Origin of the sequence: Paracoccus cavernae, from assembly GCF_042430175.1 — a bacterium.
In the GTDB taxonomy this organism is placed as follows: Bacteria; Pseudomonadota; Alphaproteobacteria; order Rhodobacterales; family Rhodobacteraceae; genus Paracoccus; species Paracoccus cavernae.
This window is the reverse complement of record NZ_JBHMDZ010000013.1, coordinates 63,072-86,008: the sequence shown is the minus strand read 5'-3', so window position 1 is coordinate 86,008 and position 22,937 is coordinate 63,072. Positions and strand designations below refer to the sequence as shown.

General features: G+C 57.3%; 28 protein-coding genes and 1 pseudogene. 19 read left to right on the top strand and 10 right to left on the bottom strand.

Annotation, left to right across the window (positions count from 1 at the left end):
- The first annotated feature begins 16 nt into the window (after positions 1-16).
- The 7 genes from ACFFUC_RS10185 to ACFFUC_RS10155 all read left to right on the top strand — a co-directional run bounded on the left by ACFFUC_RS10185 (position 17) and on the right by ACFFUC_RS10155 (position 4,832).
- The gene (locus ACFFUC_RS10185) at positions 17-1,231 is read left to right on the top strand and encodes a phage portal protein (protein ID WP_377685920.1); all 1,215 of its coding nucleotides are present in this window, start codon (positions 17-19) and stop codon (positions 1,229-1,231) included.
- The gene (locus ACFFUC_RS10180; RefSeq protein ID WP_377685918.1) at positions 1,224-1,358 is read left to right on the top strand and encodes a hypothetical protein; all 135 of its coding nucleotides are present in this window, start codon (positions 1,224-1,226) and stop codon (positions 1,356-1,358) included. Before ACFFUC_RS10185 ends, ACFFUC_RS10180 begins: the two co-directional genes overlap by 8 nt.
- Positions 1,355-1,675 (top strand): gene transfer agent family protein, encoded by a 321-nt coding sequence (locus ACFFUC_RS10175; protein ID WP_377685916.1) that lies wholly within the window; start codon positions 1,355-1,357, stop codon positions 1,673-1,675. The genes ACFFUC_RS10180 and ACFFUC_RS10175 overlap by 4 nt, the downstream gene beginning before the upstream one ends.
- Positions 1,668-3,209: a phage major capsid protein gene (locus ACFFUC_RS10170; protein ID WP_377685914.1), complete on the top strand. Its 1,542-nt coding sequence runs from the start codon at positions 1,668-1,670 to the stop codon at positions 3,207-3,209. The genes ACFFUC_RS10175 and ACFFUC_RS10170 overlap by 8 nt, the downstream gene beginning before the upstream one ends.
- Positions 3,209-3,814, top strand: coding sequence for a hypothetical protein (locus tag ACFFUC_RS10165; RefSeq protein WP_377685912.1), 606 nt, complete (start codon positions 3,209-3,211; stop codon positions 3,812-3,814). The genes ACFFUC_RS10170 and ACFFUC_RS10165 overlap by 1 nt, the downstream gene beginning before the upstream one ends.
- Positions 3,815-3,880: 66 nt before the next feature.
- Positions 3,881-4,477 carry a tail assembly protein gene (locus ACFFUC_RS10160; RefSeq protein WP_377685910.1) on the top strand — a complete coding sequence of 199 codons (597 nt, stop codon included), beginning with the start codon at positions 3,881-3,883 and terminating at the stop codon, positions 4,475-4,477.
- Between the two features lies 1 nt (position 4,478).
- Positions 4,479-4,832 (top strand): HNH endonuclease, encoded by a 354-nt coding sequence (locus tag ACFFUC_RS10155; protein ID WP_377685908.1) that lies wholly within the window; start codon positions 4,479-4,481, stop codon positions 4,830-4,832.
- Here the strand turns inward: ACFFUC_RS10155 and ACFFUC_RS10150 are convergent.
- Both ACFFUC_RS10150 and ACFFUC_RS10145 read right to left on the bottom strand, forming a co-directional pair.
- Complete coding sequence (locus ACFFUC_RS10150) at positions 4,829-5,284, bottom strand: hypothetical protein (protein WP_377685906.1); 456 nt, start codon at positions 5,282-5,284, stop codon at positions 4,829-4,831. The genes ACFFUC_RS10155 and ACFFUC_RS10150 overlap by 4 nt on opposite strands.
- On the bottom strand, positions 5,281-6,594 hold the full coding sequence (locus tag ACFFUC_RS10145) for an AAA family ATPase (RefSeq protein ID WP_377685904.1): 1,314 nt from the start codon (positions 6,592-6,594) through the stop codon (positions 5,281-5,283). The genes ACFFUC_RS10150 and ACFFUC_RS10145 overlap by 4 nt, the downstream gene beginning before the upstream one ends.
- 210 nt (positions 6,595-6,804) lie before the next feature.
- Between ACFFUC_RS10145 and ACFFUC_RS10140 the strand changes: the two genes are divergently transcribed.
- The 6 genes from ACFFUC_RS10140 to ACFFUC_RS10115 all read left to right on the top strand — a co-directional run bounded on the left by ACFFUC_RS10140 (position 6,805) and on the right by ACFFUC_RS10115 (position 9,458).
- On the top strand, positions 6,805-7,125 hold the full coding sequence (locus ACFFUC_RS10140; RefSeq protein WP_377685902.1) for a head-tail connector protein: 321 nt from the start codon (positions 6,805-6,807) through the stop codon (positions 7,123-7,125).
- On the top strand, positions 7,118-7,576 hold the full coding sequence (locus ACFFUC_RS10135; protein WP_377685900.1) for an HK97 gp10 family phage protein: 459 nt from the start codon (positions 7,118-7,120) through the stop codon (positions 7,574-7,576). The genes ACFFUC_RS10140 and ACFFUC_RS10135 overlap by 8 nt, the downstream gene beginning before the upstream one ends.
- Positions 7,569-7,988, top strand: coding sequence for a tail completion protein gp17 (gene gp17, locus ACFFUC_RS10130; protein WP_377685898.1), 420 nt, complete (start codon positions 7,569-7,571; stop codon positions 7,986-7,988). The genes ACFFUC_RS10135 and gp17 overlap by 8 nt, the downstream gene beginning before the upstream one ends.
- A 98-nt stretch (positions 7,989-8,086) precedes the next feature.
- Positions 8,087-8,599 (top strand): hypothetical protein, encoded by a 513-nt coding sequence (locus ACFFUC_RS10125; RefSeq protein WP_377685896.1) that lies wholly within the window; start codon positions 8,087-8,089, stop codon positions 8,597-8,599.
- 98 nt (positions 8,600-8,697) lie between these two features.
- The gene (locus tag ACFFUC_RS10120) at positions 8,698-9,252 is read left to right on the top strand and encodes a hypothetical protein (RefSeq protein WP_377685895.1); all 555 of its coding nucleotides are present in this window, start codon (positions 8,698-8,700) and stop codon (positions 9,250-9,252) included.
- Positions 9,252-9,458 carry a hypothetical protein gene (locus ACFFUC_RS10115; protein WP_377685893.1) on the top strand — a complete coding sequence of 69 codons (207 nt, stop codon included), beginning with the start codon at positions 9,252-9,254 and terminating at the stop codon, positions 9,456-9,458. The genes ACFFUC_RS10120 and ACFFUC_RS10115 overlap by 1 nt, the downstream gene beginning before the upstream one ends.
- Positions 9,459-9,884: 426 nt before the next feature.
- On the opposite strand, the gene ACFFUC_RS10110 is transcribed toward ACFFUC_RS10115, so the two are convergent.
- On the bottom strand, positions 9,885-10,193 hold the full coding sequence (locus tag ACFFUC_RS10110) for a tyrosine-type recombinase/integrase (protein WP_377685892.1): 309 nt from the start codon (positions 10,191-10,193) through the stop codon (positions 9,885-9,887).
- 720 nt (positions 10,194-10,913) lie between these two features.
- Between ACFFUC_RS10110 and ACFFUC_RS10105 the strand changes: the two are divergent.
- Positions 10,914-11,512: pseudogene (locus ACFFUC_RS10105) on the top strand (IS3 family transposase); the annotation flags it as partial.
- A gap of 410 nt (positions 11,513-11,922) precedes the next feature.
- Here the strand turns inward: ACFFUC_RS10105 and ACFFUC_RS10100 are convergent.
- From ACFFUC_RS10100 to ACFFUC_RS10075, 6 genes are read right to left on the bottom strand one after another with little or no spacing between them, the layout of a single operon-like run.
- Positions 11,923-12,312 (bottom strand): response regulator, encoded by a 390-nt coding sequence (locus tag ACFFUC_RS10100; RefSeq protein WP_377685890.1) that lies wholly within the window; start codon positions 12,310-12,312, stop codon positions 11,923-11,925.
- Positions 12,313-12,326: 14 nt separating this feature from the next.
- On the bottom strand, positions 12,327-13,160 hold the full coding sequence (locus ACFFUC_RS10095; protein ID WP_377685888.1) for a CheR family methyltransferase: 834 nt from the start codon (positions 13,158-13,160) through the stop codon (positions 12,327-12,329).
- Complete coding sequence (locus ACFFUC_RS10090; protein ID WP_377685887.1) at positions 13,157-13,624, bottom strand: chemotaxis protein CheW; 468 nt, start codon at positions 13,622-13,624, stop codon at positions 13,157-13,159. Before ACFFUC_RS10090 ends, ACFFUC_RS10095 begins: the two co-directional genes overlap by 4 nt.
- A 3-nt stretch (positions 13,625-13,627) precedes the next feature.
- Positions 13,628-15,820: a chemotaxis protein CheA gene (locus ACFFUC_RS10085; protein ID WP_377685885.1), complete on the bottom strand. Its 2,193-nt coding sequence runs from the start codon at positions 15,818-15,820 to the stop codon at positions 13,628-13,630.
- Positions 15,821-15,830: 10 nt separating this feature from the next.
- The gene (locus ACFFUC_RS10080) at positions 15,831-16,196 is read right to left on the bottom strand and encodes a response regulator (protein ID WP_377685883.1); all 366 of its coding nucleotides are present in this window, start codon (positions 16,194-16,196) and stop codon (positions 15,831-15,833) included.
- Positions 16,196-16,468 (bottom strand): STAS domain-containing protein, encoded by a 273-nt coding sequence (locus tag ACFFUC_RS10075; protein WP_377685881.1) that lies wholly within the window; start codon positions 16,466-16,468, stop codon positions 16,196-16,198. The genes ACFFUC_RS10080 and ACFFUC_RS10075 overlap by 1 nt, the downstream gene beginning before the upstream one ends.
- A gap of 387 nt (positions 16,469-16,855) precedes the next feature.
- Between ACFFUC_RS10075 and rpsB the strand changes: the two genes are divergently transcribed.
- Together rpsB and tsf are read left to right on the top strand one after the other, a co-directional pair.
- A complete protein-coding gene (gene rpsB / locus ACFFUC_RS10070; RefSeq protein ID WP_377685879.1) occupies positions 16,856-17,632 on the top strand; it encodes a 30S ribosomal protein S2 in 777 nt (258 codons plus the stop codon).
- Positions 17,633-17,720: 88 nt separating this feature from the next.
- On the top strand, positions 17,721-18,614 hold the full coding sequence (gene tsf, locus ACFFUC_RS10065; RefSeq protein WP_377685877.1) for a translation elongation factor Ts: 894 nt from the start codon (positions 17,721-17,723) through the stop codon (positions 18,612-18,614).
- A gap of 171 nt (positions 18,615-18,785) precedes the next feature.
- Here tsf and ACFFUC_RS10060 read toward each other — a convergent pair whose 3' ends face one another.
- Positions 18,786-19,565, bottom strand: coding sequence for a helix-turn-helix transcriptional regulator (locus tag ACFFUC_RS10060; RefSeq protein WP_377685875.1), 780 nt, complete (start codon positions 19,563-19,565; stop codon positions 18,786-18,788).
- 299 nt (positions 19,566-19,864) lie between these two features.
- Here ACFFUC_RS10060 and ACFFUC_RS10055 point away from each other — a divergent pair, with 299 nt between their 5' ends.
- The 3 genes from ACFFUC_RS10055 to ihfB all read left to right on the top strand — a co-directional run bounded on the left by ACFFUC_RS10055 (position 19,865) and on the right by ihfB (position 22,924).
- Positions 19,865-20,452, top strand: coding sequence for a (d)CMP kinase (locus tag ACFFUC_RS10055; RefSeq protein WP_377685873.1), 588 nt, complete (start codon positions 19,865-19,867; stop codon positions 20,450-20,452).
- Positions 20,453-20,746: 294 nt separating this feature from the next.
- Positions 20,747-22,426, top strand: a complete 1,680-nt coding sequence (gene rpsA, locus ACFFUC_RS10050; RefSeq protein WP_377685871.1) for a 30S ribosomal protein S1 — start codon at positions 20,747-20,749, stop codon at positions 22,424-22,426.
- Between the two features lie 210 nt (positions 22,427-22,636).
- Positions 22,637-22,924 (top strand): integration host factor subunit beta, encoded by a 288-nt coding sequence (gene ihfB, locus ACFFUC_RS10045; protein WP_377685870.1) that lies wholly within the window; start codon positions 22,637-22,639, stop codon positions 22,922-22,924.
- Positions 22,925-22,937 lie beyond the last annotated feature (13 nt).

Here is a 22,937-nt window from a genome sequence, read left to right as displayed (position 1 = left end):
TGCGAGTGTTTTGTTAATGAGTATCACCCAGCGCCTTGCCCGCTTGTTCGGGCAGGGCGTCACCGAATCCAAGGCGGTGACGCTGACCAGCCCCGAGGCTTTCGGCCTGTTCGCTGGGCTGCCGGTGCGATCCGGCGTCACAGTCACCAGCGCCACCGCCTTGCGCGTCCCTGCCGTTGCCTGCGCTGTCGGGTTCATTTCGGAAGCCTGCGCTGTTATTCCATTCAAGCTGCACAAAGAGGTAACGGACGAGATCCAGCGCGATCACCGCGCATATAAGCTGATTCACAAGCGGGCAAACGGTTGGACATCAGCCGGAGAACTGCGCGGGCAACTGACCTTTGATGCCCTGCTGACCGGCAACGGCTTCGCGCAGGTCGCGCGGAACAACCAAGGGCACCCGATTGAACTTTTGCGCATCGCGCCTTCTGCGGTAACAATCGAACGTGACGATTACGGCGAACCTTCATACCGCATTGAGTTGAAGAATGGCGGAACTACGGTTCTGCCGTTCACCGAAATCCTGCATATCAGCACTTTGGACGGCATCAGCCCGATTGACCACGGCAGGGAAGCCATTGGCCTTGCTCTGGCTTCCGAGCGCCACCTTGCCAATTGGCACAGCCGCTCCGGGCGTCCCGGTGGCTATCTGGCGACGGATGACAAGCTACTAGCCGATGAGGCCCAGAATATCCTGAAAGCCTTCCAAGATGGTCACACCGGCGAGGCAGCGGGGCGACCGGCGATTTTTGACAAAGGCGTCAAGTATTTCCCTCTCGCCACCAGCAACACCGACGCTGAGTTCTTTAATAACCGGATCGAGCAAATCCGCGAGATCGCACGGGTCTTTCGTATCCCTACCACAATGCTGTGGGAGTTGAGCCACGGGACAATGGCGAATACCGAACAGCTTGCGCTTCAATTCATGCAATTCACGATGTTGCCTTGGCTCGCTAGATGGAAAGCCGCCTATGCGCGCGCTTTGTTTTCGCCAGCGGATCACGACGAAATCAAAGTCGAAGCAGAGCCCAAGGCGGTGCTCTCTGTCGATTTCGTCGCGCAAGCCACAGCGTATAGCCAGTTTATCGCCATGCGCGCCATGTCGCCAAACGATGTGCGCCACGGGTTGAACCTTCCGCCGCACCCCGATGGCGACGAACTCGCCAATCCCTACACCACCTCGGGCGGCACGACCGCGCCCGCATCCCCGAAGGAATCCCCTGATGAATGACACGACCCAAAGCCCGCTCGAAATGCTGGCGGCGCTGGAAATCGCCTTGGCCTTGGTCAATGCCGGTGTGCTGACCGCTGCCGAGTTGCGCGGCCTGATCGGACTGCCCGCCAATGGTGCAGCATGATCACCGCGACCGTGTTTTTCGGCGACAAAGAGCGCCCCTTTACCCTGACCGACGAACTAGTCACGGAACTGGAAACCACGACCGGCACGGGCATCGGCACCTTGTTTCAGCGCCTCATGGCGCAGGCGTTCAAGCTGGGCGATCTGGCCGAGGTTATCCGGCTGGGCCTGATCGGCGGCGGCGCAAACCCCCAAGAGGCCGAGCGGCTGGTGAACAGCTACGCCCGCAACCGCCCGATTGCCGAGGTGCTGCCGCTCGCAACCGAAATCCTTGCCGCCCGCTGGCTAGGCGTTGATGAGGTGCAGGCCAATGGCTGATAACCTCGAAACGCTGGACCTGATCGAAACCAAAGCCCAGCTTTCCGTTGCCGACACCGGCATTGTGCAGGGTATCGCTTGGCCTTTCTCCGGCCCCGATAGCGTTGGCGACATGATCGAACCGGGTGCGTTCATCATCCCCGATGCCCTGCCGATCTGCATGGAGCATGACCAGAGCCAGGTTGTCGGTATCTGGGAAAGCTTCACGGAAACCGCCGATGGCCTTGAGGTCAAAGGGCGGCTTTTTGTCGAAGGCATCGACCCCGCGAAATCCGCGCACCGCTATATCAAGGCAGGGGCAATTTCGGGCCTGTCCATCAGCTTCAAGAACGCGCTCTTTCAACGCCTGCCCGATGGCAAGCGGCTCTTTAAGTCGGTGCCGATCACCGAAATCTCTATCTGCAAGAATCCGGTTCATCCGCAAGCGCGGATCACCGCTGTAAAATCCCATTCCGTAACCAGTGAAAGTGTTGACATGGAAAATGAAGAACTGGCCCAGAAAGCCGAAACCGCCAATGATGCGGCCTCGATTGATGCAAAGGCGTTTGGCGCGGTGCTGTCGCGGCTCGATCACCTCGAAGCGAAGGGCAACCGCCTTGGCGCACCGGCAATCATCCAAGACGATGCGAGCGAGAAAAAGGCATTCGTGGAATACCTGCGCACCGGCAGCACCGATGCCAAGGCGCTGACCACGGCCAGCGACACCGCGAACCACGTCCTTGCGCCCGAGGAAGTCAGCGGCGAGTTTATTCGCAATCTGGTGGAGTTCAGCCCGATCCGTGCGATTGCCGATGTGCGCCCTGCACCGGCTGCTAAAATGATCCTTCCGCACCGCACCGGCATCACAAATGCTGTCTGGGTTGGTGAAACGACCAAGCGCACGGCAAGCCAGCCGACCTTTGACCAAGCCGAAATCGACGTGAAGGAAATCGCCACCTTTGTCGACCTGTCGCTGCAACTGGCCGAGGATAGCGCCAACGTGCTTTCCGAAGTCAACTTGGCGCTTGCCGAGGACTTTGGCCAGAAAGAGGCCCTTTCCTTCGTGAAGGGCAGCACCGCGCTTGAGCCGTCCGGCTTCATGGCAAACACCGAAATCGCCACCCACAACAACGCCCATGCAACCGACCTGTTGGCGGATTCGCTGATTGCGATGATGTATAGCCTGCCCGCGACCTACCGCGCGGCTGGATCTTGGGTGATGAACGGCAGCACCTTGGCCGCGATCCGCACTTTGAAAGACGGCCACGGCAACTATCTGTGGCAGCCGTCCTATCAGGCGGGCCAGCCCGAGACCATTCTGGGCCGTCCGGTGGTCGAGGCTGTCGATATGGATGACGTTGCCGCCGATGCGCAGCCGATCATCTTTGGCGATTTCAAGCGCGGCTATCGCATCTATGACCGCATCGAGATGGCTGTGCTTGCCGACCCCTACAGCGTCCGCATTGACGGCCTGATGCGCTACCACGCCCGCCGTCGCGTTGGTGCGGCTGTTGTGCGCCCTGCGGCCTTCCGCAAGCTTGTTATGGCTGTCTAATGACCTTGCAGCCCGCATATGAAACGACCCTGCGCCACGGCACCCATGTCGTGACGCTGCGGGCGTCTTTGCGGGCTGCCGTCGCCTTGGATGACCTTCCGGGCGGCATCTCCGGCGCATGGGAAAGCCTCATGCGTCAATCCTATTCTGGAATCCGTGCGGTGATCCTCGCCACCGCGACGGACAGGACGGGGGCGCTATCCCTTCTGGCGTCCCTCTCCGACAAGCCGCTTGCGCAATTCCTTGGTCGGGCGCAGGCGGCTTGCCTTGATGTGCTGGCGGCAATCGTGATGCCGTCACAGCGCGAGGGACAGGGCAGCGCCACCGGCCCGCAAATTCCGCTATCGGAGTTCTTCAAGCAGTTGTTCTGTCAGGCGACCAGCTTCCTGCACTGGCCACCGTCCGAAGTCTGGCAAGCCAGCGTTGCCGAGATCATCGCAGCGCTTGAGGCAGAATCTGACCGCCTGCTGATGATGGCAGGCGAAGGCGGCAAGAAACAGCACCGCATGAGCCAAGCCGAACGCCAAGCGAACCTAGAGGCCGGTCTTGATCCCGAGTTCGACCGCGCGGGCCTGCAAGCGCTCAAAGCCCGACATAATGCCTGATCCTGCCGGATGAACCGTCCGCCCCGGCGTATGGATCAAGCAGGCAACCGTTAAATGAGATCCCAAATGAATAACGTCTACCTGCACGGCTCGCTCGGCAAGGAATTTGGCCGTCATCATCGCTTTGTCATTGATGAGGCAATCGAGGCATTCCAAGCTCTGATAGCGAACTTTCCACGCATCACGCGCGAGCTTCGCCTTGGTTACTTTCGCGTCGTGATCGGTAAGACGGCCCGCGACGGTATGGAAATAGCTGAGGTTGACATGCCCGGTCTCAAGCTTGGCAATCAGTCCCTGCACGTCATCCCTGTAATTGCCGGCTCCAAGCGTGGCGGTATCGGCAAAATCATCGCCGGAATCGCCCTGCTCGGGCTTTCGGCTGTGACGGGTGGCGCACCGCTGGCAGGCACAGCCTTCCTTAGCGGTGGCAGTCTGAATGTCGGTGCGCTGGCTGGGACAATGGGTTCGGGCATGTTGCTGACGGGTGTTTCATCCTTGCTCGCACCCGAGATGAAAAGCCCTGATGATACCAAGTCCTTCACCATGACGGGTCCGCAGAACACGACCCGAGAGGGCGGTATTGTTCCGATCATCTACGGGCATGTCTGGACCGGCGGCACCATGATTTCGGGCGCACTCAATATCGTAACGAAAGAGGTCTGACGTGCCGAAGCCGCCCCGCCTTTGCTCTTGCGGTGCTATCGTTCCGGCAGGTGTGTTGTGCGCCTGCCAGATCGAACGTCAGCGTGAACGCAAGCGCCGCTTTGACCGCACCCGCCCGAACAGCCGCCAGCGCGGCTATACAAGGGAATGGGAAAAGGCGCGGGCCGAGTTCCTGCGCCTTCATCCGTTCTGTGCGTTCTGCGGCGTTGATGCGCAGGTTGTCGACCATATCAAGCCGCATCGGGGCGATAAGGCTTTGTTTTGGGACTGGAACAACCTGCAAGCGCTCTGCAAGCCCTGCCATGACAGGGACAAGCAGAGGGTGGAGCGGGTTGAAAATGGCGCGTTTTTCTAAAGAGTGTCCTTGTAAGCTGCCTCGGTCATTATCAAACGAAGTTCAGGACAATAATCATGCCCAATTTGCTTCCTAACCTTATCGCGCCAAGCTGACATGCGCTTGTCTTTCGTCACGATGTTCAAGCAGCCACTTACATGAGCGAGGGCGACAATATGGGGATCATCGCATTCCTGCGGACATGATTTCATAACTTCAATGATTCTGCTCATGAGGTCGGTTTCGTGTCTGTCCACACTTTCATTCGAAACCGATCTGATTTTTCCGGCTGACAGAAGCTCAGCGAAAAGCGTCCTCAGTGCCTTCTTGCTGATGATTTCTTTCTTGTAATTTGTTCCTCCTGATACAATTCTTATTTTCTTCGACTTCCTCAAGTCGTCAAAGAAATACTTTGGGTGCTCTGCGTCAAGCGGATTAACGTCAACGTTTTTATCGATGATGAACTCCTTCAAAGTAGCGCCTCAAGTTTATCGATGCTCTCGTTTAGAAAAAAGCTTCTAAACCCTTCGGGCTCCTCGCTCATGTTTCCATCTCTAAACAGCTCGATCTCAACTGCGATATTGCGGCCCTCCTCGGTTTTGTCAAAGTAAAGGATTTGAGCCCTGTTATCACCGTCGCTTCCTTTGAATTTCATTCTGAACCGATCAATTATGAAATCGCTGTGCGTTTCGACGATCAACGTGGCGCCTAACGATGAAGACTCGAAAAACACATCCCCTAGTGCGGCTTGAGCGCGGGGGTGAAGGTGTAGCTCTGGCTGTTGAATCGAGAACCCATTATTTCCTCCCGTAAATGCGACATCGGCAACGATCGGCAGTATCTGCCCTACTCCATAACCGAGTTCGTCAACGTAATAGGTCACGGAGCCCTTTTCGATCTGAAGGGCGAATGGGTTGTCCTTAACCTTTGTGGTGACAGACGATATCGATATAGAATCGAATAAACCGCTCTCTCGGCCAAATTTATTTATAGCGTCATCTAGGTTTGAGTTGTTTCCAAGGGTGTCTTTGAGAACGTAGGCGATATGTTCACCTGATGAGGAGAACCTACTCATTGCACCATGATAAAGTCGCCTCGTCCTGGCTCTCATTGGGCCATACTGCAGGCAGTTGAGGGGAGGCGAGTTCGGAAAGAAGTCACCTCCCCTGCGGGCTGATCCTTTTGCAATCGCAGCCCGCAGTGCATTCAGCCAGTAGATGTTTCCATCTTGATATTCGTGCTCATCATCGTCAAACGTTCTTTTAAATCGAGAGCTGGAAAAGTGTATTTTCTCTAGTCTCATTGCATTTTCGGTGTGCGTGAGGCTGTCTAGATAAGTGAAGGACTCGAAGCGATGGGGTAGGTCTCCGTTGGATTTTTTAATCCTTAATATTCGGTTGCCCGTGAGGATTGTAACTTTGTCGATAAGTAGTTCGCCCTTCTTCAGGCGGTATGTGACCATGCGGCCGAAGTTTTGCCCGTCGCTCGGCTCTTTTGGCCCAGCGGATCTTTTCAACATAAAGCCAATCGTAACCTCTTGGCTTTTTGATATTCTGGAGCAAATGTCATTTGGTGAATCTAATCCGTCAACTACCCCCGTGATGTCCATAAGGATTAGGTGTTCTCTGGAGTCAAGTATTTCGAGGAGTTGTAAAAAGCTTGATTTGCCGGTGCTGTTTTCACCTACAAGAAAATTGCATGATCTTATGTTGTGCCAACCATCAGGTGCGCCACGGAATGATTTTGAATAGGCGGCGTATTTTTGCAATCTTTTATTGATCATGCGAAATTCTCTTAGGTGTTGATTGGGTGGAGCCTTGAAACCACATCAGCACGGAAGCCGCTCTCACGCAATAGCGGGGGGTATCCCTGAACTTCCGCCCTTTTTCGGGAACCGGCGGGGGGAGGCACGCGCGAGACAGGGCGAATATAACTTTTTCTTGGAAATATGATGTGATAACGTAACATTCAGTTATGAGTGTTGCGAGTTATCATGTCCCTTCCTATCGCCCTTGTTCGGGCGCATCTGAACTTTCAGGCCGACGAACGAACGGATGAAACCGAAATCCTGAACCATTACGGCAATGTCGCCGTGGCTTGGGTTTCGGCCTTCACCGGCCTTCCGTTCGATGCCGACAATGCTCTAATGATGCAGGCGGCGCTTTTGCTGGTGGCGCACCAGTATGAAGCCCGTGAGGCTGTCACCTTTTCCAGCGCTTACCAGCTTCCCTTTGGCGTTTATGATCTGCTTTCCGGCCTGAAACGGCAGGTTATCAGCTACGTTCCTGAGCCGGAGGTTTCGACCGATGGCTAAAATGGTGGAGGGCGTGGAGGCCCTGACCCGTAAACTGGAAGCACTTCGCGACAAAGTGCCCGAGGCAATCCGGCCTGTCTTGGTCAAATCCGGCGAGGAAGTCGCAGCCGATGCCCGCACCTTGGCCGAGGCGTCGCGGCGCTCCGGCAGTCTGATCGAAAGCATTCACGTCACTGGCCCCGGCGAGACAACGCCCGCACATAGCACCGATGGCGGGCAGCGCACGGCGCGGCCGTTCGAGGTGCTGATTACGGCGGGCAATACCAAGGCCCGCCACGCGCATCTGGTCGAAGGCGGCACGGTGGAGCGCCAGCACAAGGACGGCACCAGCACCGGTGCAATGCCCGCAAGGCCGTTCTTCAACCCCGCATGGCGGTTGAACAGGCGCAAAGCGCAACAGCGTATCAACCGCGCCCTGCGCAAAGCCTTCCGCGAGGCCGCCAATGATTGAGCCGAGTCTTGCCCTCCAAACAGCTGTCGGTGACGCGCTTGCCGCAACAGCGGGCGTTGTCGCGCATGTCGCACCCGAACGTATCCGTGCCGGAGTGATCCGTCCCGAGACCATGCCCGCCATTCTGCTTGGTGCTGGCAATGTCGACGTGCTGGGCCGTGCCTCTGGCGGTCAGGTGGTGGCCGAGGTGCGCATGATGCTGCACCTTTGGGCCGTTGATGACGGCTCGGACGTGGCGCAGGAAATCGCGGGCGCGGTGCTGCTGGCCCTGATGGATGCACCACCCGCCGAGGGTTTTGCCTTTGACGAATGGGAAAGGCCCGCGCTGGCGTGGGTGCCTGAGGCGCTGGCCTTGGCCGGTGTGCTGCCCGAGGTGTGCAAGGAGCCTGTTGGCTTGGTGTTGGTGGCCTAGGTGTGGCGGAATGTCGCAGGCTGTGTGAGAGCTTTCTTGTTGCGGAACGTTTGCGTTATCGTTACTGGTGATGTAACGATGACGACGATGGTGTGAGCATGGCGAAATCTACCGCGCAGCGGCAACGGGAATATCGCGAACGGGTGAAGTTGCGCGATGAGAAAGCAAACCTTGAGGTGTCGAAAAGTGTGTTTCGCAGACCGTTTTTTGAGTTCATGGCGCAATCTGGCTCCGCAATGGATGAGCTGCTAGCGCCAGCCGGTATTGAGGCTCCATCTTTCGAAGATGATCGCGGCCCCAAGGCTTTCGCCCTCAATGGTATCCTTGAGGATAACGACGAACCATTTTTTGCGGATTCGGTCGGATCGCTTGGACGGGCCGAGCTTGTGGTCGATTGTCTACTCGACGCAACGGCGGACCTTGCATGGCACATTAAGGAATACAAGCGCACCGAGATTAAAGCCCGCCTTGCCGAAATCGAGGCTTCCGACCTGTCGGACCCGGCCACGAAAAAGGCGGCGCTGAAAGAGGCCACGCGCCTCAACAAGATGCTGGACCAGCTTGATAAGCAGGTTCGCTGGACCTTCCCGCAATGGAAGGTGACGGGCTGAACGGCAACCTGCGCACCGTTCAGTAGGTAATGAAGGCGGCTGATGTTCCACGACCACCGCCTCCATTGCCAAGCAGGATACTTTAGGAGCTACCTACCATGACGAATGAAGTTAACACGACCGCCCCGATTGGGGCAACCTTGGGCCAGCGCATTCAGCGCATTTTGGATGCGCGCAACCAAATGGCAGCTGCGGCGGATGAAGCCGACAAGCTTGAACCCTACCACGACCCGGACAGCTTCCGCCCGACCCCGGAGGCGACGCTTGAGGACGTTTTGAAATGTATTTCGGCTTCTGACTTCCCCAATGCCTTCGGCGTAACATGGCAGGACGACACCGACGCCATGTCGCTTGTCATGGATGAAGTCATGCGCGAAATCGCCAAGGATATCGCCCCTGACTATGACCCGTGGCCGGAACTGGACAAAAAGCATCTGCTGCTGCTGATCGGTGACAGGTCTGGCAGCCGGGATTGCCCTTTCCGGCTCTATACGTCTGTGAGGTATCACGCTCATGAGCCTTTGACGCTTTCCGAAAAGATTCTCGCGGTTCGGCATCGGGAATGGCTTGAGAAGGGCTTGGATAAAAAACTCAAAAAGCTCGAAGCTGCAAAGAAGCTGCTGCGCGATCTTGGTGAAGTGGAGGCGGCATAATGGCTATCAATCACGGAAAGCTCGACACTCTGCTGGGTAAGATTTTCGACGCTTGTGCGAGCGGTGAGGTGTCGCGCGGCTCTGCAATTGGCGCTCTGGCTCACGTTGTCGTTGCGTTGGAGCAAGGGAACCGTGCCGAGGCAGAGGCGTGGGTAAATGATCCCAAAACCTTTGATCATTGGCTGGCTCTCAAGAAAACGGCCTGATCCCACCGGAGAACGTGGCTTTCCTGCCGTATAACTAAATCAAGGGGCTGGCCGTCCCTGTCACACGCTTCGGGTGACTAACGGCTGCGATTACTCGGACAGTGCGCGGGTTGCCTTTAGCCCTTAACCCCGAGACGGCACGGCGGCCTTATCTCCGGTCGCGCGGTGCCGAAGCACTTACTTTGTGAACGGGCGAGGCGGGCAACTGCCTCGCCTTTCTGCATTGCAGAAAGAGCGAATTCGGGTGTGGCAAAAAGGCCATTTTTAGGGCCGTTACACCGTTGCAAAATGTCGTGTAAGTTATTGATTTTAGGTGAGTAATTCGAAGTTCGAGTCCCTCACCGCCCACCAGTTTTTCTTTGAAACAACAATCCGTTATGGTTGATTCTACGTCATCGTAAGGAAGAGCGCCACAGTTCGTTGAACCTAGCGCGAATTATCTGGACCCGCCGAGAAATCGAGAATCGACGCAGCCTTTCGCAGATGTGTCGGGCTGTAGCGGGCATAGACGCGAAACGTGATCGACGGATTTGAATGGCCCAGAAACTGGATGACCTCGCCGATGACGGTTCCGCCCTCGACCATGTGGACGGCGGCGGTGTGGCGCAAAGTGTGCATCCCCACGTCCCGAAGTCCGGCACTGGCGACCGCGCGAGCAAACCCCTTGCGGATATTTTGGACCGGCTTTCCGTGCCACTCGATTACGTAGTCCGACAGGGCTGCTGATCTGCTCATCCGCTCAACTTAGCGCTGCGAAGGTGTCTGGGAAGAGTGGTTAAGGCAGCATTCGCGAAATGCGATCAAATATTGAGCCCTCTGAGGCGCCGATCTCCGCAAGAGATGGGCGATGTAGGGCTGAGGTGAAGAAATGGGCAACAATTTCTTCGTCAAACTCTGCATCAGAAACAGACTCTGAAATGCGAGAAATGGGTCATCGACCGCGACAACGACATCACGATCGACGCCACCCGCATGGATGCCGAAATGGACGGCATGGTTGCCGGAATGAACGCCATCGTGAACCAAACGCAGCCCTTCACGGGCAACGTCAAGGCGCCGGCCGGAACCATGTTGACGCCTGCGTTTTCGTCCAGCAACGACCCCGATACGGGCTTCTATCGTGCTGGGGCGGATGAAGTGGGGTCTCGGCGGGCGGTAGTAACGTCGCGACGTTCAAAGGCTCTGGCCTCGAGGTTGACAGCATCCATATCACGAGGGTGGAGGTCGCCGCCCGGTCTGCCGAGGGTTTATCGCTGATCGACTTCCACAGCAATGGGTCGACACGAGCACCGACTATGACACGCGGATCTACTCGCTTGGCGGAACGTCGGGCACTAATGCGGGCGGAGTGTTGCGATTCATCGCTGCCCAGTCTCAGGCGAGCACAGGCGCTGCCGCGGCTCCGTCATGGTCGTTCTATGACGACAGCGATACCGGTATCTATCGCGTCGCAGCGAACATCCATGGAACTATAAACGCGTTCGTCGGATCTATTGCGAGCTGGAACTGAACCTGAGGATCAAGCCCCGGCGCCGTATTAAGCGCGACAAGCCCGAGGAGCTTGCGGTGCCGACCGCCCCAAATGTCGCCTGGTCGATGAACTTATGGCAGATCGGATAGCCGATAGCCGTCAATTCCGTCTGCTGAATGTCTTGGACGACTTCAACCGCGAGGGACTGGGCATTGAAGTGGACTTCTCGCTGCCCGCAGAGCGTGTCGTTCGCGCCCTCAACCAGATCATCGAATGGAGGGGTAAGCCGCAGTCGATACACGCCGACAACGGGCTGGAATATATCAGTTCCACCTTGATGATTTAGGCCGAAAAACAAGGAATTGCGCTGAACCATATCCAGCCCGGAAAGCCTCAGCAGAACGCCTGTGTTGAGAGATATAACCGCACGGTGCGGCACGAGTGGCTGGACCTATACATCTTTGATAGCATTCAGGAGGTCCAGGACGTCGCCACCAACTGGCTATGGACATATAATCATGACCGTCCCAACATGGGCGTTGGCGGCATGACGCCAGCCCAAAAGCTAAAACTGGCTGCATGAATTCTACGCGAGAACCCCGTTAAAAAGGGGATGATTACCGGATCACGTCATTGCCAGGGAAGCAAGCATCTAGAATGCGCTCGCGCATTTGTGCGATTTTGATCGCATTTGTAGATTCCATTAGGGCTTGAGTTTCCGATTCGGTAAGTGTCCTTTCTAGGATTTCATGTGGAATTGTGATGGAGATAAAATGCAAATGCTGTGTAAGCATATCGACGTGTTGCATATCGATGATGTGCGGGGGGATTTCAAGCGGCTGATTGTGCATTCCTCGTGGAGAGGGAAGAGCCAAGTTTTCGGAGATCTTACACCATGCATTCTCTATGATGGCGCAAGTGGAGATGCATATCTCCATCTCGGCACTTAGTGCCTTCAGGAATGATCTCAGTGAGGCAGAGCTTTCATTCATGTCAGTTAAGACTTCCAGTGACACTCTCAAGGCAAAGTTTTAGTTCGCTTGTGGTGAATGGCTTCTTGATGAAATTATTCATGCCTAGTGATTTTCCTGTGTCAATGATTGTCTTGTCTGCACGGCCTGTAATGAGTATGAATCCAGTTGATTTGGTTGACGGGTTGCTGCGGATTGCGTTAAGGAGCTGTATTCCGGTGATGTGAGGCATGTTGTAATCAGAGAGAATGATGTGGATTTTTGTTTTCGAAATAACTGCTAGGGCTTGACTTGCGTCGGCAGCGTGGTGAATGTTTTTTATACCTATTTCTTCCAGTGCTTGGATTATCAAACCTCGACTTGTCGACATATCGTCTACTACTAGAATGTGTATCTTCTCTTTGATGCTCATCGGGTTAATCCGTTTTAATGTTTTCGATACGAATTGGGGCCGAATTGTTCGACTGATGATCTAAGTTCGTCAGGTATTCGCTCGGAGTGACCGATCAAAAGGAAGCCTCCTGATGAGAGGTTGTCTATGATTTTTTCCCAAACAGAAATTTGACATCTTTGCTTGAAGTAAATTACCACATTTCGGCAAAAAATCACATCATGTTTTTTCTGCATCGTCCAGGCGGAGGTGAGGTTGAGTTCGCGATAATTTATCGCTTCACTGATGTGAGATTCTAGTTGGTATTTGTTGTTTGACTCCCTGAAGTATTTTATCAGCGAAGATCGTGGAATCCCCGAGACTTCCTGCTCCTGATAGCTGAAACTTGATGCTTTTGTTAGTATTTCTCTGTCTATGTCCGTGCCCAGTATTCTCACTCTATGAAACGCTGTGCCGAGGCGATCTGCCAGAGTGATTGCAATTGAAACAGGTTCTTGTCCGCTAGAGCAGCCCGCGGACCAAATGTTGATTGTTCGAGCACCTCTTGCTTCGAGAGCTGGCAGGACTGTCTCTATTAGGACTTTGAAGTGATGTGGCTCTCGGAAGAAGTTCGTATAGTTGGTCGTTAGGGCTGATATGAGATGAGGGAATTCTTCGTGCGCTGACGGACTGTTCAGGAGGTCGAGGTAGTCGGCAATATTTTGTACACCAGTTTCGCGCATGCGCTTAATTAGCCTGGCCCTCATGAGGTTTATTTTTTCCGGCCCAAGATTAATCCCTGAAAGGTCATGAAGGATATTCGAGATCTTTACGTATATTTCATCTTCATTGGTGTTTAAGCTGGCCGAAATTCGATGCAAGCTGGTCATGCCGCATCCGTCGAGATGGAGGGCATGACTAGTGATAGCTCCAACACGCGAATGAGCCTATTTTCAATTATTGTCAGGGCTTTGATGCAGCTTGATGCATCTTCCGAATTGATTTCAGGGGCCGGTTGGAGGTCGGAAGGGGTGACCGAAATGATGTCGGAGACGGCATCGACCAGAAGCCCCGCGGTGTGTCCGTTGATGTCTACGACAATGATGACGTTCAGCTCGCTGCGTTGTGCTGGAGGCATGCCTAAGCGTACAGCGAGGTCAAGAACGGGCAGCACTGTTCCCCTTAGGTTGATTACGCCATTGACGTGAGGGGGGGAGAAAGGGATGGGCGTGGCTTTTGACCAACCGCGAATTTCTCGGACCGACATGATGTCTAGGCAATATTCTTGCTCGCCCAAGCGAAATGCCAGTAGTTCTATTTCGTTCGTATTGGTCTGTTGAAATTGGTTTTCCATTGATTAACCTGCCAGAGATAGGGGCTGATCGGGCGACTTGGAGATGGGTGTATTCGTCAATCCGGTCGGGTCGAGTATGAGTGCGATGCGGCCATCTCCCAGAATGGTCGCTGCCGCTACGCCCGGTATGCGATCGTAACTTTTTCCCAGACCTTTGATGACGACTTGGCGCTGTTCCATGATTGCATCTACGATTAAAGCAGCGCGTGATCCGTCCTCTTGGGTCGTCAGGATGACAATCGCATTTTCTGCACGGTCTTTGTGGTGACGGAAGCCAAGCTGGATGCCGAGATCGTAAAGCGGGACGAAGTCTCCGCGAATATGTAGAAGCTCGGTATTGTGGCCGATTGGCTTTATATTTTCGCTCGTCAGGGTGGCTGTTTCGACAATGGCGTTGAGTGGAATGACCAGAGTTTGATTTGCAACCCGTACCACCATTCCGTCAAGGACGGCCAAGGTCAAAGGCAGTGAAATTGAAAAAGTTGTTCCGATATTGGGTTCGCTGGTAATCGAGACGCGCCCGCCCAAAGCTGCGATTGAGCTTTTGACGACGTCCATTCCGACGCCCCGGCCCGAAAGGTTGGAGATTTGTGAGGCAGTCGAAAAGCCTGGCAGGAAAAGGAGGTTGTCTATTTCGGCGTCTGTCAGGTTTGCCTCGGCTGGAATAAGGCCTTTGGAAATCGCAATCTCGCGCACGCGCGGGCGGTTAATGCCGGCGCCATCGTCCGAGATTTCGATCAGGACGCGTCCTGCGCGGTGAGAGGCGGACAAAGTGATTACGCCTTCTCGGGTCTTTCCTGCTGCTTCCCGCTTTTCAGGCGTTTCCAGCCCGTGATCTACCGCGTTCCGGATCATATGCGTCAGGGGATCCGAAAGGCGTTCGATTACGGTCTTGTCGACCTCGGTGGTTTCGCCCTCGGTTTTGAAGCGGACGTCTTTGGAGACGGCGTTTGATGCTTCGCGGACGATGCGGGACATGCGCTGAAACAGCGGCTTCACCGGTTGTGCGCGGATCATCATGACGCTGTCCTGAATGTCCCGGGTCAGCATCATGAACTCTTCGAGGCCGCTCACAACGGCGGCATGTTCGGCCATGCCTGCCTCGGTAACGCTTTGCGCCAGCATTGCCTGGTTGATCACCAATTCTCCAACGAGATTGACCAGACGGTCGATGCGCTCGAGGTCGACACGAACGGTGGCCGCCGCGGGCTCCGTCGTGCCGGCCGTCTGGGTGCGCGCGGAAGGCCCGGCAGGGGTGGCCATGGCTGCGCTGTTTTGGGGTGTTTGGTCAGACTGCGCTTCGGCGGGTGTTTCGGGCTGCATGTCACCCTCGGTCGGTTGGGGGGCGGAGAAAAGGGGCTCGACTGCGGCGGCAGGTGCCTCGGCGGAAACACCTGCTTCTTCAAAAGGGATCTGGGAGGGCTCCGCCGTCGGGGTGATGCTGAGCGTGCAAACATCAATGACGAAATCGAAAACCTCGTTGATGTCCTCTTCCGTACAGTCGGAGGTCAGGATGATTTCCCATGCGAGGCGAGGTTCCTCTGCCTGCTCTTCGGAGAGGGGAAGTTCGTTCGGCAAAAGGCATGTCACCTGGGTTTCGCCGAGTTCGGCCACGGCGTTCAGGACGTGCAGTGCCTCGTTTCCGCAACGAAAGAGGCCGGCGTGGGGGCGAAATTCGATCCGCCAGGCATGAGGGCTGTCTTCCAGCAGGTCGGAGTTGTCGCCGTCATCACCACTTCCAAGATCGCTGAAGTCGAAGGTGAGGCCGGCGGGGGAGAAGTCGACGATTTCCTCTTCGACAGGGGGAGCATCGCCCATCAAAGCCTCGAGATTTGCGAGGACAACGTCGGAACAGTCGGGCTCGGGCCCTTCGACCTGGGCCGCTTTGATGTGGTCTTGCAAGACGTCTGCGCCCTGGAAGAACAGCTTTACGGCCTCGGCAGTCAGTTCGAGCCTGTCGGAGCGCAGCTCGTCAAGGACCGTCTCGAAACGGTGTGCGAAGTTCACCAGAGCCGTCAGGCCGAAAGCCCCCGCGCCACCCTTGATCGAGTGAACGGCACGAAAGACGACGTTGATTATCTCCGTGTCGCTTTCCCCGCTTTCGAGGATCAGAAGCGCGTCCTGAAGGCTTTCGATAAGCTCTTCGCATTCAAGGAAGAAGGAGGCGCGGATTTCGGCCATCGGATCGGTGGACATGACGCCTCCCTTAGCCGGTCACAAGCTGAACCGTCTTGATCAGCTTGTGCGGGTCGAACGGTTTGACGATCCAGCCGGTCGCTCCGGCATTGCGGGCGCGGGTTCTAAGCTCGTCGGCACTTTCGGTGGTCAGGACCAAAATCGGGACGGCGCGCAGATGGTCGATCTTGCGGACCGCCTCGATAAAGCCGAAGCCGTCGAGCCGCGGCATGTTGATGTCCGAAATGATCGCATCGGGGGTCATGGTTTCGAGAACCCGTAGGCCGTCGATCCCGTCTTCGGCGAGGGTGACCGCCATGCCGGCCGACGACAGCGACAGGCGGACCATGTCGCGCATCGTGCGGCTGTCGTCGACGGCGAGAATGCTGAGCGACATTATGCTGCCTCCTCTGTGAGGGCGGAGCCGGGCAGGCCAAAATTGTGCAGGGCCTTGATGAACGCTTCGGACATCGGGGCGATTTCGAAGGCGATCTGGTCCGCCTGCCACTGGCGCGCGGCGGCGATCAGGACCTGAAGGCAAAGCGCGCCAAGATGGTCGACGGCAGAAGCGTCGAGGCGCAGCGGCTGGCCGACCACATCCTTGATGGCCACGGTCAGCGGCAGCGATTCGGTCAAATCCATCCGGATCGGGAGCGTAATTACGGTCATAGCGTCACAGCCTCCTGCCGTTTCGTCTTGCTAAAGCCACCCAACGGAATTCCTTTCATCGCTTGGTCAGGGCTGTTATGGACCGCAAAGGGTTAAGTCCCGGTTTACGGAACAGCTCCAGCTTGCACGAATTCGCCTGCTTTGAAGCCCTTCGCCTAAAATGCGGGGTATTTTCCGACCGCCTTCGGCCCGCGCATGCCAGAGCGGCCTTTGGGCAGGGCGGGCGGGAGCGCGACGAATGGGGCTTGAATTTCATGCGCGGTGCGATTATTTGGCGCTCACTTCACAGGTGGGATCGGGCCGCAGCAGGAGAAATCTGTTTCGGTCCACCGGTTGGGGCGCAGCCCTGAAGGATCCCGCCAAGGCGTAAACCGGAAAGGAACGAACATGGCGCTTCCCGAATTCTCCATGCGTCAGCTCTTGGAAGCTGGCGTGCACTACGGTCACCAAACCCAGCGCTGGAACCCGCGCATGGGCCAGTACATCTATGGCGAGCGTAACGGCATCCACATCCTCGACCTGACCCAGACCGCTCCGATGCTGGAGCAGGCGCTGAAAGCAGTGCGTGACACCGTCGCAAAAGGCGGCCGCGTTCTCTTCGTCGGCACCAAACGTCAGGCTCAGAAGGCGATTGCCGAATCGGCCGAGAAATCGGCTCAGTACTTCATGAACCACCGTTGGCTCGGCGGCACGCTGACCAACTGGAAAACCGTTTCGCAGTCGATCCAGCGCCTCAAGGCCATCGACGAAACCCTTGGCGCAGGCGCAGAAGGCCTGACCAAGAAAGAGCGTCTCGGCATGGAACGCGAGCAGTCGAAACTGCAGGCGAGCCTCGGCGGGATCCGCGATATGGGCGGTCTGCCGGACATGCTCTTCGTGGTTGACGTCAACAAAGAAGATCTCGCGATCCTCGAAGCCAACAAGCTGGGCATCCCGGTTGTCGCAGTTGTCGACACCAACTGCTCGCCCAAAGGCGTTGACTACATCATTCCGGGCAACGACGACGCTGCTCGTGCGATCGCACTCTACTGCGACCTGATCAGCCGTGCGGCTCTGGACGGCATGACCGCTCAGATGGGCGCTGCTGGCGTCGACCTCGGCGCGCTGACCGACGTTCCGGCCGAAGAGCTGGGCGACGAAGCAGAAGTCGAAGCTGAAGCCTGATCGCAACCGCGACGGTATTCACGGAACTGACATCAGGCGGGGATAAGCCCCGCCTGACGCATTGCAAAGCGAAGCAAGGAGACATCCGATGGCTATCACCGCAGCGATGGTGAAAGAACTGCGCGAAACGACCGGCGCAGGCATGATGGACGCCAAGAAGGCGCTGACCGAAACCAACGGCGACATGGAAGCAGCAGTTGACTGGCTTCGCACGAAAGGCCTTGCAAAGGCTGCGAAGAAATCGGGTCGCGTTGCAGCAGAGGGCCTGATCGGCGTCTCCGTCGTCGACGGCCGCGGCGTCGCGATCGAGCTGAACTCGGAAACCGACTTCGTCGCCAAAAACGCCGATTTCCAGAAAATCGTGCGCGAGATCTCCGATCTGGCTCTGACCACCGGCGAGGACATCGAAGTTCTGCGCCAGACCGAGCTGAACGGCAAAACCGTCGATACGGTTCTGTCGGAAGCAATCGCCCGCATCGGCGAGAACATGACGCTGCGCCGCATGCACGTTCTGGAAGGCGAGACCGTCGTTTCCTACGTCCATAACGCTGCAGCTGCCGGCATGGGCAAAATTGGCGTTCTGGTCGCTCTGAACGGCGGCAAGGACAAAGCCGAAGAGATCGGCAAGCAGATCGCGATGCATATCGCCGCGACCAACCCGGCATCGCTGTCGGAAGCCGATCTGGATCCGGCACTGGTCGAGCGCGAGAAGCACGTCCTCACCGAGCAGGCTCGTGAATCGGGCAAGCCGGAAGCCGTGATCGAAAAAATGATCGAAGGCCGCATGGGCAAATTCCTGGAAGAAGTGACCCTTCTCGGCCAGAAATTCGTCATCAACCCCGATGTCACCGTGGCTCAGGCCGCGAAAGACGCAGGCGTTGAAATCACCGGCTATGCCCGCATCGAAGTCGGTGAAGGCATCGAGAAGAAAGAAGAAGATTTCGCAGCCGAAGTCGCCAAAACCATGGCCGGCAGCGCATAATCCGCTTCGATCCCGAAAAAACGGAACGCCGGCCCTTGTGGCCGGCGTTTTGCATTGGAATTGTCGAAAATGCCGCAGGCTTTGCCGTAGCGCGGCGTAGTGGGCTTTTTCGAAGTCATGGGTTGCCCGAGCGCGTGATGGGGGTCGCTTGTGGTGGGAGCGGTTCTTAGCTCAGGCAGCCTCCGCGAGCCGGTGGATGCGGCGGATCGGCGTGACGAAAATCTGGTTGCGCACGGTCGCAAGCACGATGGCCTGAGCAGTGGTGCGCACCCCCAGGGCCTGCCGTGCGAGCCGAAGGTGCTTTTCGACGGTCGGCAGCGAGATGTTGAGACGCGCGGCCACTTCGGCATTGCTCTTGCCCGCCGAAATGGATTCGAGCACCTCGCGCTGGCGCGGCGTAAGCTGCTCGCTCAGTTTTTCGCTCGGCAGCGAGGCGAGGCGCATATGTGCAAGGCCCGACAAAGCGATCAGGCGGCGCGCATGTTTGTTCCAGATCCGGTCAAGCTCCGGCTGCGTCATTCCGAGCGGGCCGCCGAAGACGATCCCGCCCGCCAGCCGTGGCGCAATGCCGCGCAGGCTCATGCCCCAGCCCGCGAAATGGCCTTTTTCGAGGAAGGCCTGAAGCGCGCGGACCTCGGGCTGCGACAAAAGCCCTTGCTGCCATTGATCGAAAACCCAGGCCCAAGAGATCGTGCCGCCATTATTGTGCAGCCAGCGGCTAAGCGGGGCCGCGATCAGGAAATCCTCGTTTTCGAAGCGGTCGAGCAGAGATTTGTCGAGGTTCGACAAAAGCATGACCTCTTTGGGCATATCCAGCCCGTCGGCCTCGAGCACGCGATAAATCGTGTAATGCACATAGGGCAGGCCGAGCTTTTTCGTCTCCGAGGTCAGATAGGCCCAGACATCCTCGACCGAGGGCGCATACATCAATCGTTCGACATCGTTCAGCATCCGCGCCCCTTTTGCGGCGAGGGAAGGGCGCTTGTCACCGGCCGCTCCCTGCCTTTTCATTTTTCCCGTCCGGCCGCCTAGTGCAATGGCTAAATGCCCCTCATGCACACAATTTCGTCTGATTGTCTTGCCGAGGGGCGCGACCCATTGCCGCGCAACGCGGAGTGGGGAGTGGAGCGTGATCGGCTTCGCGGGATCGTGCCGCAGCGCCGAGACGGGGCTGGACCTGTCGGGCAAGGGCGTGGCAAAGATGCGGCGACAACCGCCGACTGCCTTGGCGGCAACGGAACGGAACGGATATGCCATTTACCATCGCCATCGACGGACCTGCCGCCTCGGGCAAGGGGACGATCGCCCGTGCTCTCGCGAGCGAATTCGGCTTTGCCCATCTCGATACCGGCCTGCTTTACCGCGCGGTCGGGGCGAAGGGCGGCGATCCGGTGGCGACGGCGCAGGGGCTCGAGCCGGAGGATCTTCTGCGGGATGATCTGCGCAGCGCCGAAGCGGGGCAGGCGGCCTCCCGCGTGGCCTCGATCCCCGAAGTGCGCGCCGCTTTGCTGGCCTTCCAGCGCAAATTCGCCCGAACCGAGCCAGGCGCGGTGCTCGACGGTCGCGATATCGGCACGGTGATTTGCCCCGAGGCCGAGGTGAAGCTCTATGTCGTCGCCAATTACGAAACCCGCGCCGCGCGGCGCGCGGCCGAGCTTGGAGCCGATCCCGCCGAGATGCTTGCCCAGATCCGCGAACGCGATGCCCGCGACGCGGTCCGCGATGTCGCGCCGATGAAACAGGCGGATGATGCCGTTCTGATCGACACCTCGCATCTCTCGATCGAAGAAGCGGTGGCGAAGGCCGTCGCCACGGTCCGGACGCGCCTCGCACGCTGACAAAGCCCGCGAAACGGCTTGGCCAAACACGGGAAACCGCACGGGCCAACCGTGCCGCGACGGGCGACCGGCGCTTTTACGCTGATTGCTCGGGCGGGGGCTGACATGCGGAAACACTTGCCTTTATGGTCAGTGCGCGCTATAGCGCCGCGCAAGTCAATCGGCGAACGGGCCTTGGTGGGCCGGTCCTTTCGGGGGCTGGAGCATCTGCCGTTCAACTGTCGGCGTGGCGAATAAAGACCGGCGGAGCCAACCGCATGGCCAGAAAACACGTGAAAAGGAAAAACTGTTCGTATGAGCACTAAAGCTGCAATGGAGGAATTCGAAGCCCTCCTTAAAGAAAGCTTCGAAATTGACACCCCCGAAGAGGGTTCGGTTGTCAAAGGCAAGGTCATCGCCATCGAGGCAGGCCAGGCCATCATCGACGTCGGCTACAAAATGGAAGGCCGCGTTGATCTGAAAGAATTCGCAAATCCCGGCGAAGATGCGAAAATCGCGGTTGGCGACGAAGTCGAGGTTTACCTTGACCGCGTCGAGAACGCCCGCGGCGAAGCATCGATCTCGCGCGAGAAAGCTCGCCGCGAAGAAGCTTGGGATCGCCTTGAAAAGGCATATGCAGCTGAAGAGCGCGTCGACGGTGCCATTTTCGGCCGCGTCAAAGGCGGCTTCACGGTCGATCTGGGCGGCGCTGTTGCGTTCCTTCCGGGTTCGCAAGTCGACGTTCGCCCCGTGCGCGACGCCGGCCCGCTCATGGGTCTGAAGCAGCCGTTCCAGATCCTGAAAATGGACCGCCGCCGTGGCAACATCGTTGTCTCGCGCCGTGCGATCCTCGAAGAAAGCCGCGCCGAACAGCGCGCCGAAGTCATCGCCAACCTGACCGAAGGCCAGGCAGTCGAAGGCGTCGTCAAGAACATCACCGAATACGGTGCGTTCGTTGACCTCGGCGGTGTCGACGGCCTGCTGCACGTCACCGACATGGCATGGCGTCGCGTCAACCACCCGTCCGAGATCCTCTCGATCGGCGAAACCGTCAACGTTCAGGTCGTCAAGATCAACAAAGACACCCACCGCATCAGCCTGGGCATGAAGCAGCTGCAGGCCGATCCGTGGGATACGGTTGCGAACAAGTTCCCGATCGGTTCGGTTCACACCGGCCGCGTCACCAACATCACCGACTACGGCGCATTCGTCGAGCTGGAAGCTGGTGTCGAGGGTCTGGTTCACGTCTCCGAGATGTCCTGGACCAAGAAAAACGTCCATCCCGGCAAAATCGTGTCCACCTCGCAAGAGGTTGAGGTCATGGTTCTCGAGATCGACGAAGCGAAACGTCGCGTTTCGCTTGGCCTCAAGCAGACCCAGCGCAACCCGTGGGAAGTCTTTGCAGAGACCCATCCGACCGGCACGCAGATCGAAGGCGAAGTCAAGAACATCACCGAATTCGGTCTGTTCATCGGCCTCGAAGGCGATATCGACGGCATGGTTCACCTGTCGGACATCTCGTGGGATGCCCGTGGCGAAGACGCCATCCAGGACTTCCGCAAGGGCGACATGGTCCGCGCAGTTGTTCAGGAAGTCGACGTCGAGAAAGAGCGTATCTCGCTCTCGATCAAGGCTCTCGAAAACGACACCATGACCGAAGCTGTTGATGGCGTGAAACGTGGCGATGTCGTCACCGTCACCATCACCGCGATCGAAGAAGGTGGCGTCGAAGTCGAGTACAACGGCGTGAAATCCTTCATCCGTCGCTCGGACCTTGCTCGCGACCGTCAGGACCAGCGCCCCGAGCGCTTCCAGGTCGGCGACAATGTCGACGCGCGCGTCACCAACATCGACACCAAGACCCGTCGTCTGGGCCTGTCGATCAAGGCACGCGAAATCGCGGAAGAGAAGGAAGCCGTCGAACAGTACGGTTCGTCCGAATCGGGTGCGTCGCTCGGCGACATCCTCGGCGCCGCTCTCAAGAGCCGCAACTAATGCAGATGGCCGGAGCCTTTCGGGTCCGGCCAGACGTTTGCGGACCCGCTCTGGGCTCATCCGGGGCGGGTTCTGTCATTCTCGTAAGACATTTGTTCAATTGGCGTGAAATTTCTGCAACTATATGAGTCGCCAAGCGTTCATAATGTGTTGTGAGGTTGGGCATGATCCTAGGTCATTCCGTCATTGGTTCCAGTCACAGGGTAGAAGATGATCCGTTCTGAACTGATCCAGAAAATTTCCGAAGAAAACCCGCATCTGTTCCAGCGCGACGTGGAGCGGATCGTCAACACGGTTTTCGAAGAGGTCATAAATGCCATGGCACGCGGCGACCGGGTCGAATTGCGTGGTTTTGGTGCTTTTTCGGTCAAGAAGCGCGACGCGCGGACCGGCCGGAACCCGCGCACCGGCGATTCCGTCAGTGTCGAGGAAAAGCATGTGCCTTTCTTCAAGACGGGCAAATTGCTGCGCGACAGGTTGAACGGGCTGGCCGAATAGGTCAGATTAAGCG

Coding starts and splice junctions, on each gene's coding strand:
- ACFFUC_RS10165 (WP_377685912.1), top strand. CDS start 3,209: ATGACCTTGCAGCCCGCATATGAAACGACCCTGCGCCACGGCACCCAT.
- ACFFUC_RS10180 (WP_377685918.1), top strand. CDS start 1,224: ATGAATGACACGACCCAAAGCCCGCTCGAAATGCTGGCGGCGCTGGAA.
- ACFFUC_RS10160 (WP_377685910.1), top strand. CDS start 3,881: ATGAATAACGTCTACCTGCACGGCTCGCTCGGCAAGGAATTTGGCCGT.
- rpsB (WP_377685879.1), top strand. CDS start 16,856: ATGGCGCTTCCCGAATTCTCCATGCGTCAGCTCTTGGAAGCTGGCGTG.
- ihfB (WP_377685870.1), top strand. CDS start 22,637: ATGATCCGTTCTGAACTGATCCAGAAAATTTCCGAAGAAAACCCGCAT.
- ACFFUC_RS10115 (WP_377685893.1), top strand. CDS start 9,252: ATGGCTATCAATCACGGAAAGCTCGACACTCTGCTGGGTAAGATTTTC.
- ACFFUC_RS10125 (WP_377685896.1), top strand. CDS start 8,087: ATGGCGAAATCTACCGCGCAGCGGCAACGGGAATATCGCGAACGGGTG.
- ACFFUC_RS10185 (WP_377685920.1), top strand. CDS start 17: ATGAGTATCACCCAGCGCCTTGCCCGCTTGTTCGGGCAGGGCGTCACC.
- ACFFUC_RS10055 (WP_377685873.1), top strand. CDS start 19,865: ATGCCATTTACCATCGCCATCGACGGACCTGCCGCCTCGGGCAAGGGG.
- gp17 (WP_377685898.1), top strand. CDS start 7,569: ATGATTGAGCCGAGTCTTGCCCTCCAAACAGCTGTCGGTGACGCGCTT.
- ACFFUC_RS10120 (WP_377685895.1), top strand. CDS start 8,698: ATGACGAATGAAGTTAACACGACCGCCCCGATTGGGGCAACCTTGGGC.
- tsf (WP_377685877.1), top strand. CDS start 17,721: ATGGCTATCACCGCAGCGATGGTGAAAGAACTGCGCGAAACGACCGGC.
- ACFFUC_RS10060 (WP_377685875.1), bottom strand. CDS start 19,565: ATGCTGAACGATGTCGAACGATTGATGTATGCGCCCTCGGTCGAGGAT.
- ACFFUC_RS10145 (WP_377685904.1), bottom strand. CDS start 6,594: ATGATCAATAAAAGATTGCAAAAATACGCCGCCTATTCAAAATCATTC.
- ACFFUC_RS10080 (WP_377685883.1), bottom strand. CDS start 16,196: ATGTCGCTCAGCATTCTCGCCGTCGACGACAGCCGCACGATGCGCGAC.
- ACFFUC_RS10075 (WP_377685881.1), bottom strand. CDS start 16,468: ATGACCGTAATTACGCTCCCGATCCGGATGGATTTGACCGAATCGCTG.
- ACFFUC_RS10110 (WP_377685892.1), bottom strand. CDS start 10,193: ATGAGCAGATCAGCAGCCCTGTCGGACTACGTAATCGAGTGGCACGGA.
- ACFFUC_RS10135 (WP_377685900.1), top strand. CDS start 7,118: ATGGCTAAAATGGTGGAGGGCGTGGAGGCCCTGACCCGTAAACTGGAA.
- ACFFUC_RS10175 (WP_377685916.1), top strand. CDS start 1,355: ATGATCACCGCGACCGTGTTTTTCGGCGACAAAGAGCGCCCCTTTACC.
- rpsA (WP_377685871.1), top strand. CDS start 20,747: ATGAGCACTAAAGCTGCAATGGAGGAATTCGAAGCCCTCCTTAAAGAA.
- ACFFUC_RS10085 (WP_377685885.1), bottom strand. CDS start 15,820: ATGTCCACCGATCCGATGGCCGAAATCCGCGCCTCCTTCTTCCTTGAA.
- ACFFUC_RS10140 (WP_377685902.1), top strand. CDS start 6,805: ATGTCCCTTCCTATCGCCCTTGTTCGGGCGCATCTGAACTTTCAGGCC.
- ACFFUC_RS10100 (WP_377685890.1), bottom strand. CDS start 12,312: ATGAGCATCAAAGAGAAGATACACATTCTAGTAGTAGACGATATGTCG.
- ACFFUC_RS10095 (WP_377685888.1), bottom strand. CDS start 13,160: ATGACCAGCTTGCATCGAATTTCGGCCAGCTTAAACACCAATGAAGAT.
- ACFFUC_RS10170 (WP_377685914.1), top strand. CDS start 1,668: ATGGCTGATAACCTCGAAACGCTGGACCTGATCGAAACCAAAGCCCAG.
- ACFFUC_RS10090 (WP_377685887.1), bottom strand. CDS start 13,624: ATGGAAAACCAATTTCAACAGACCAATACGAACGAAATAGAACTACTG.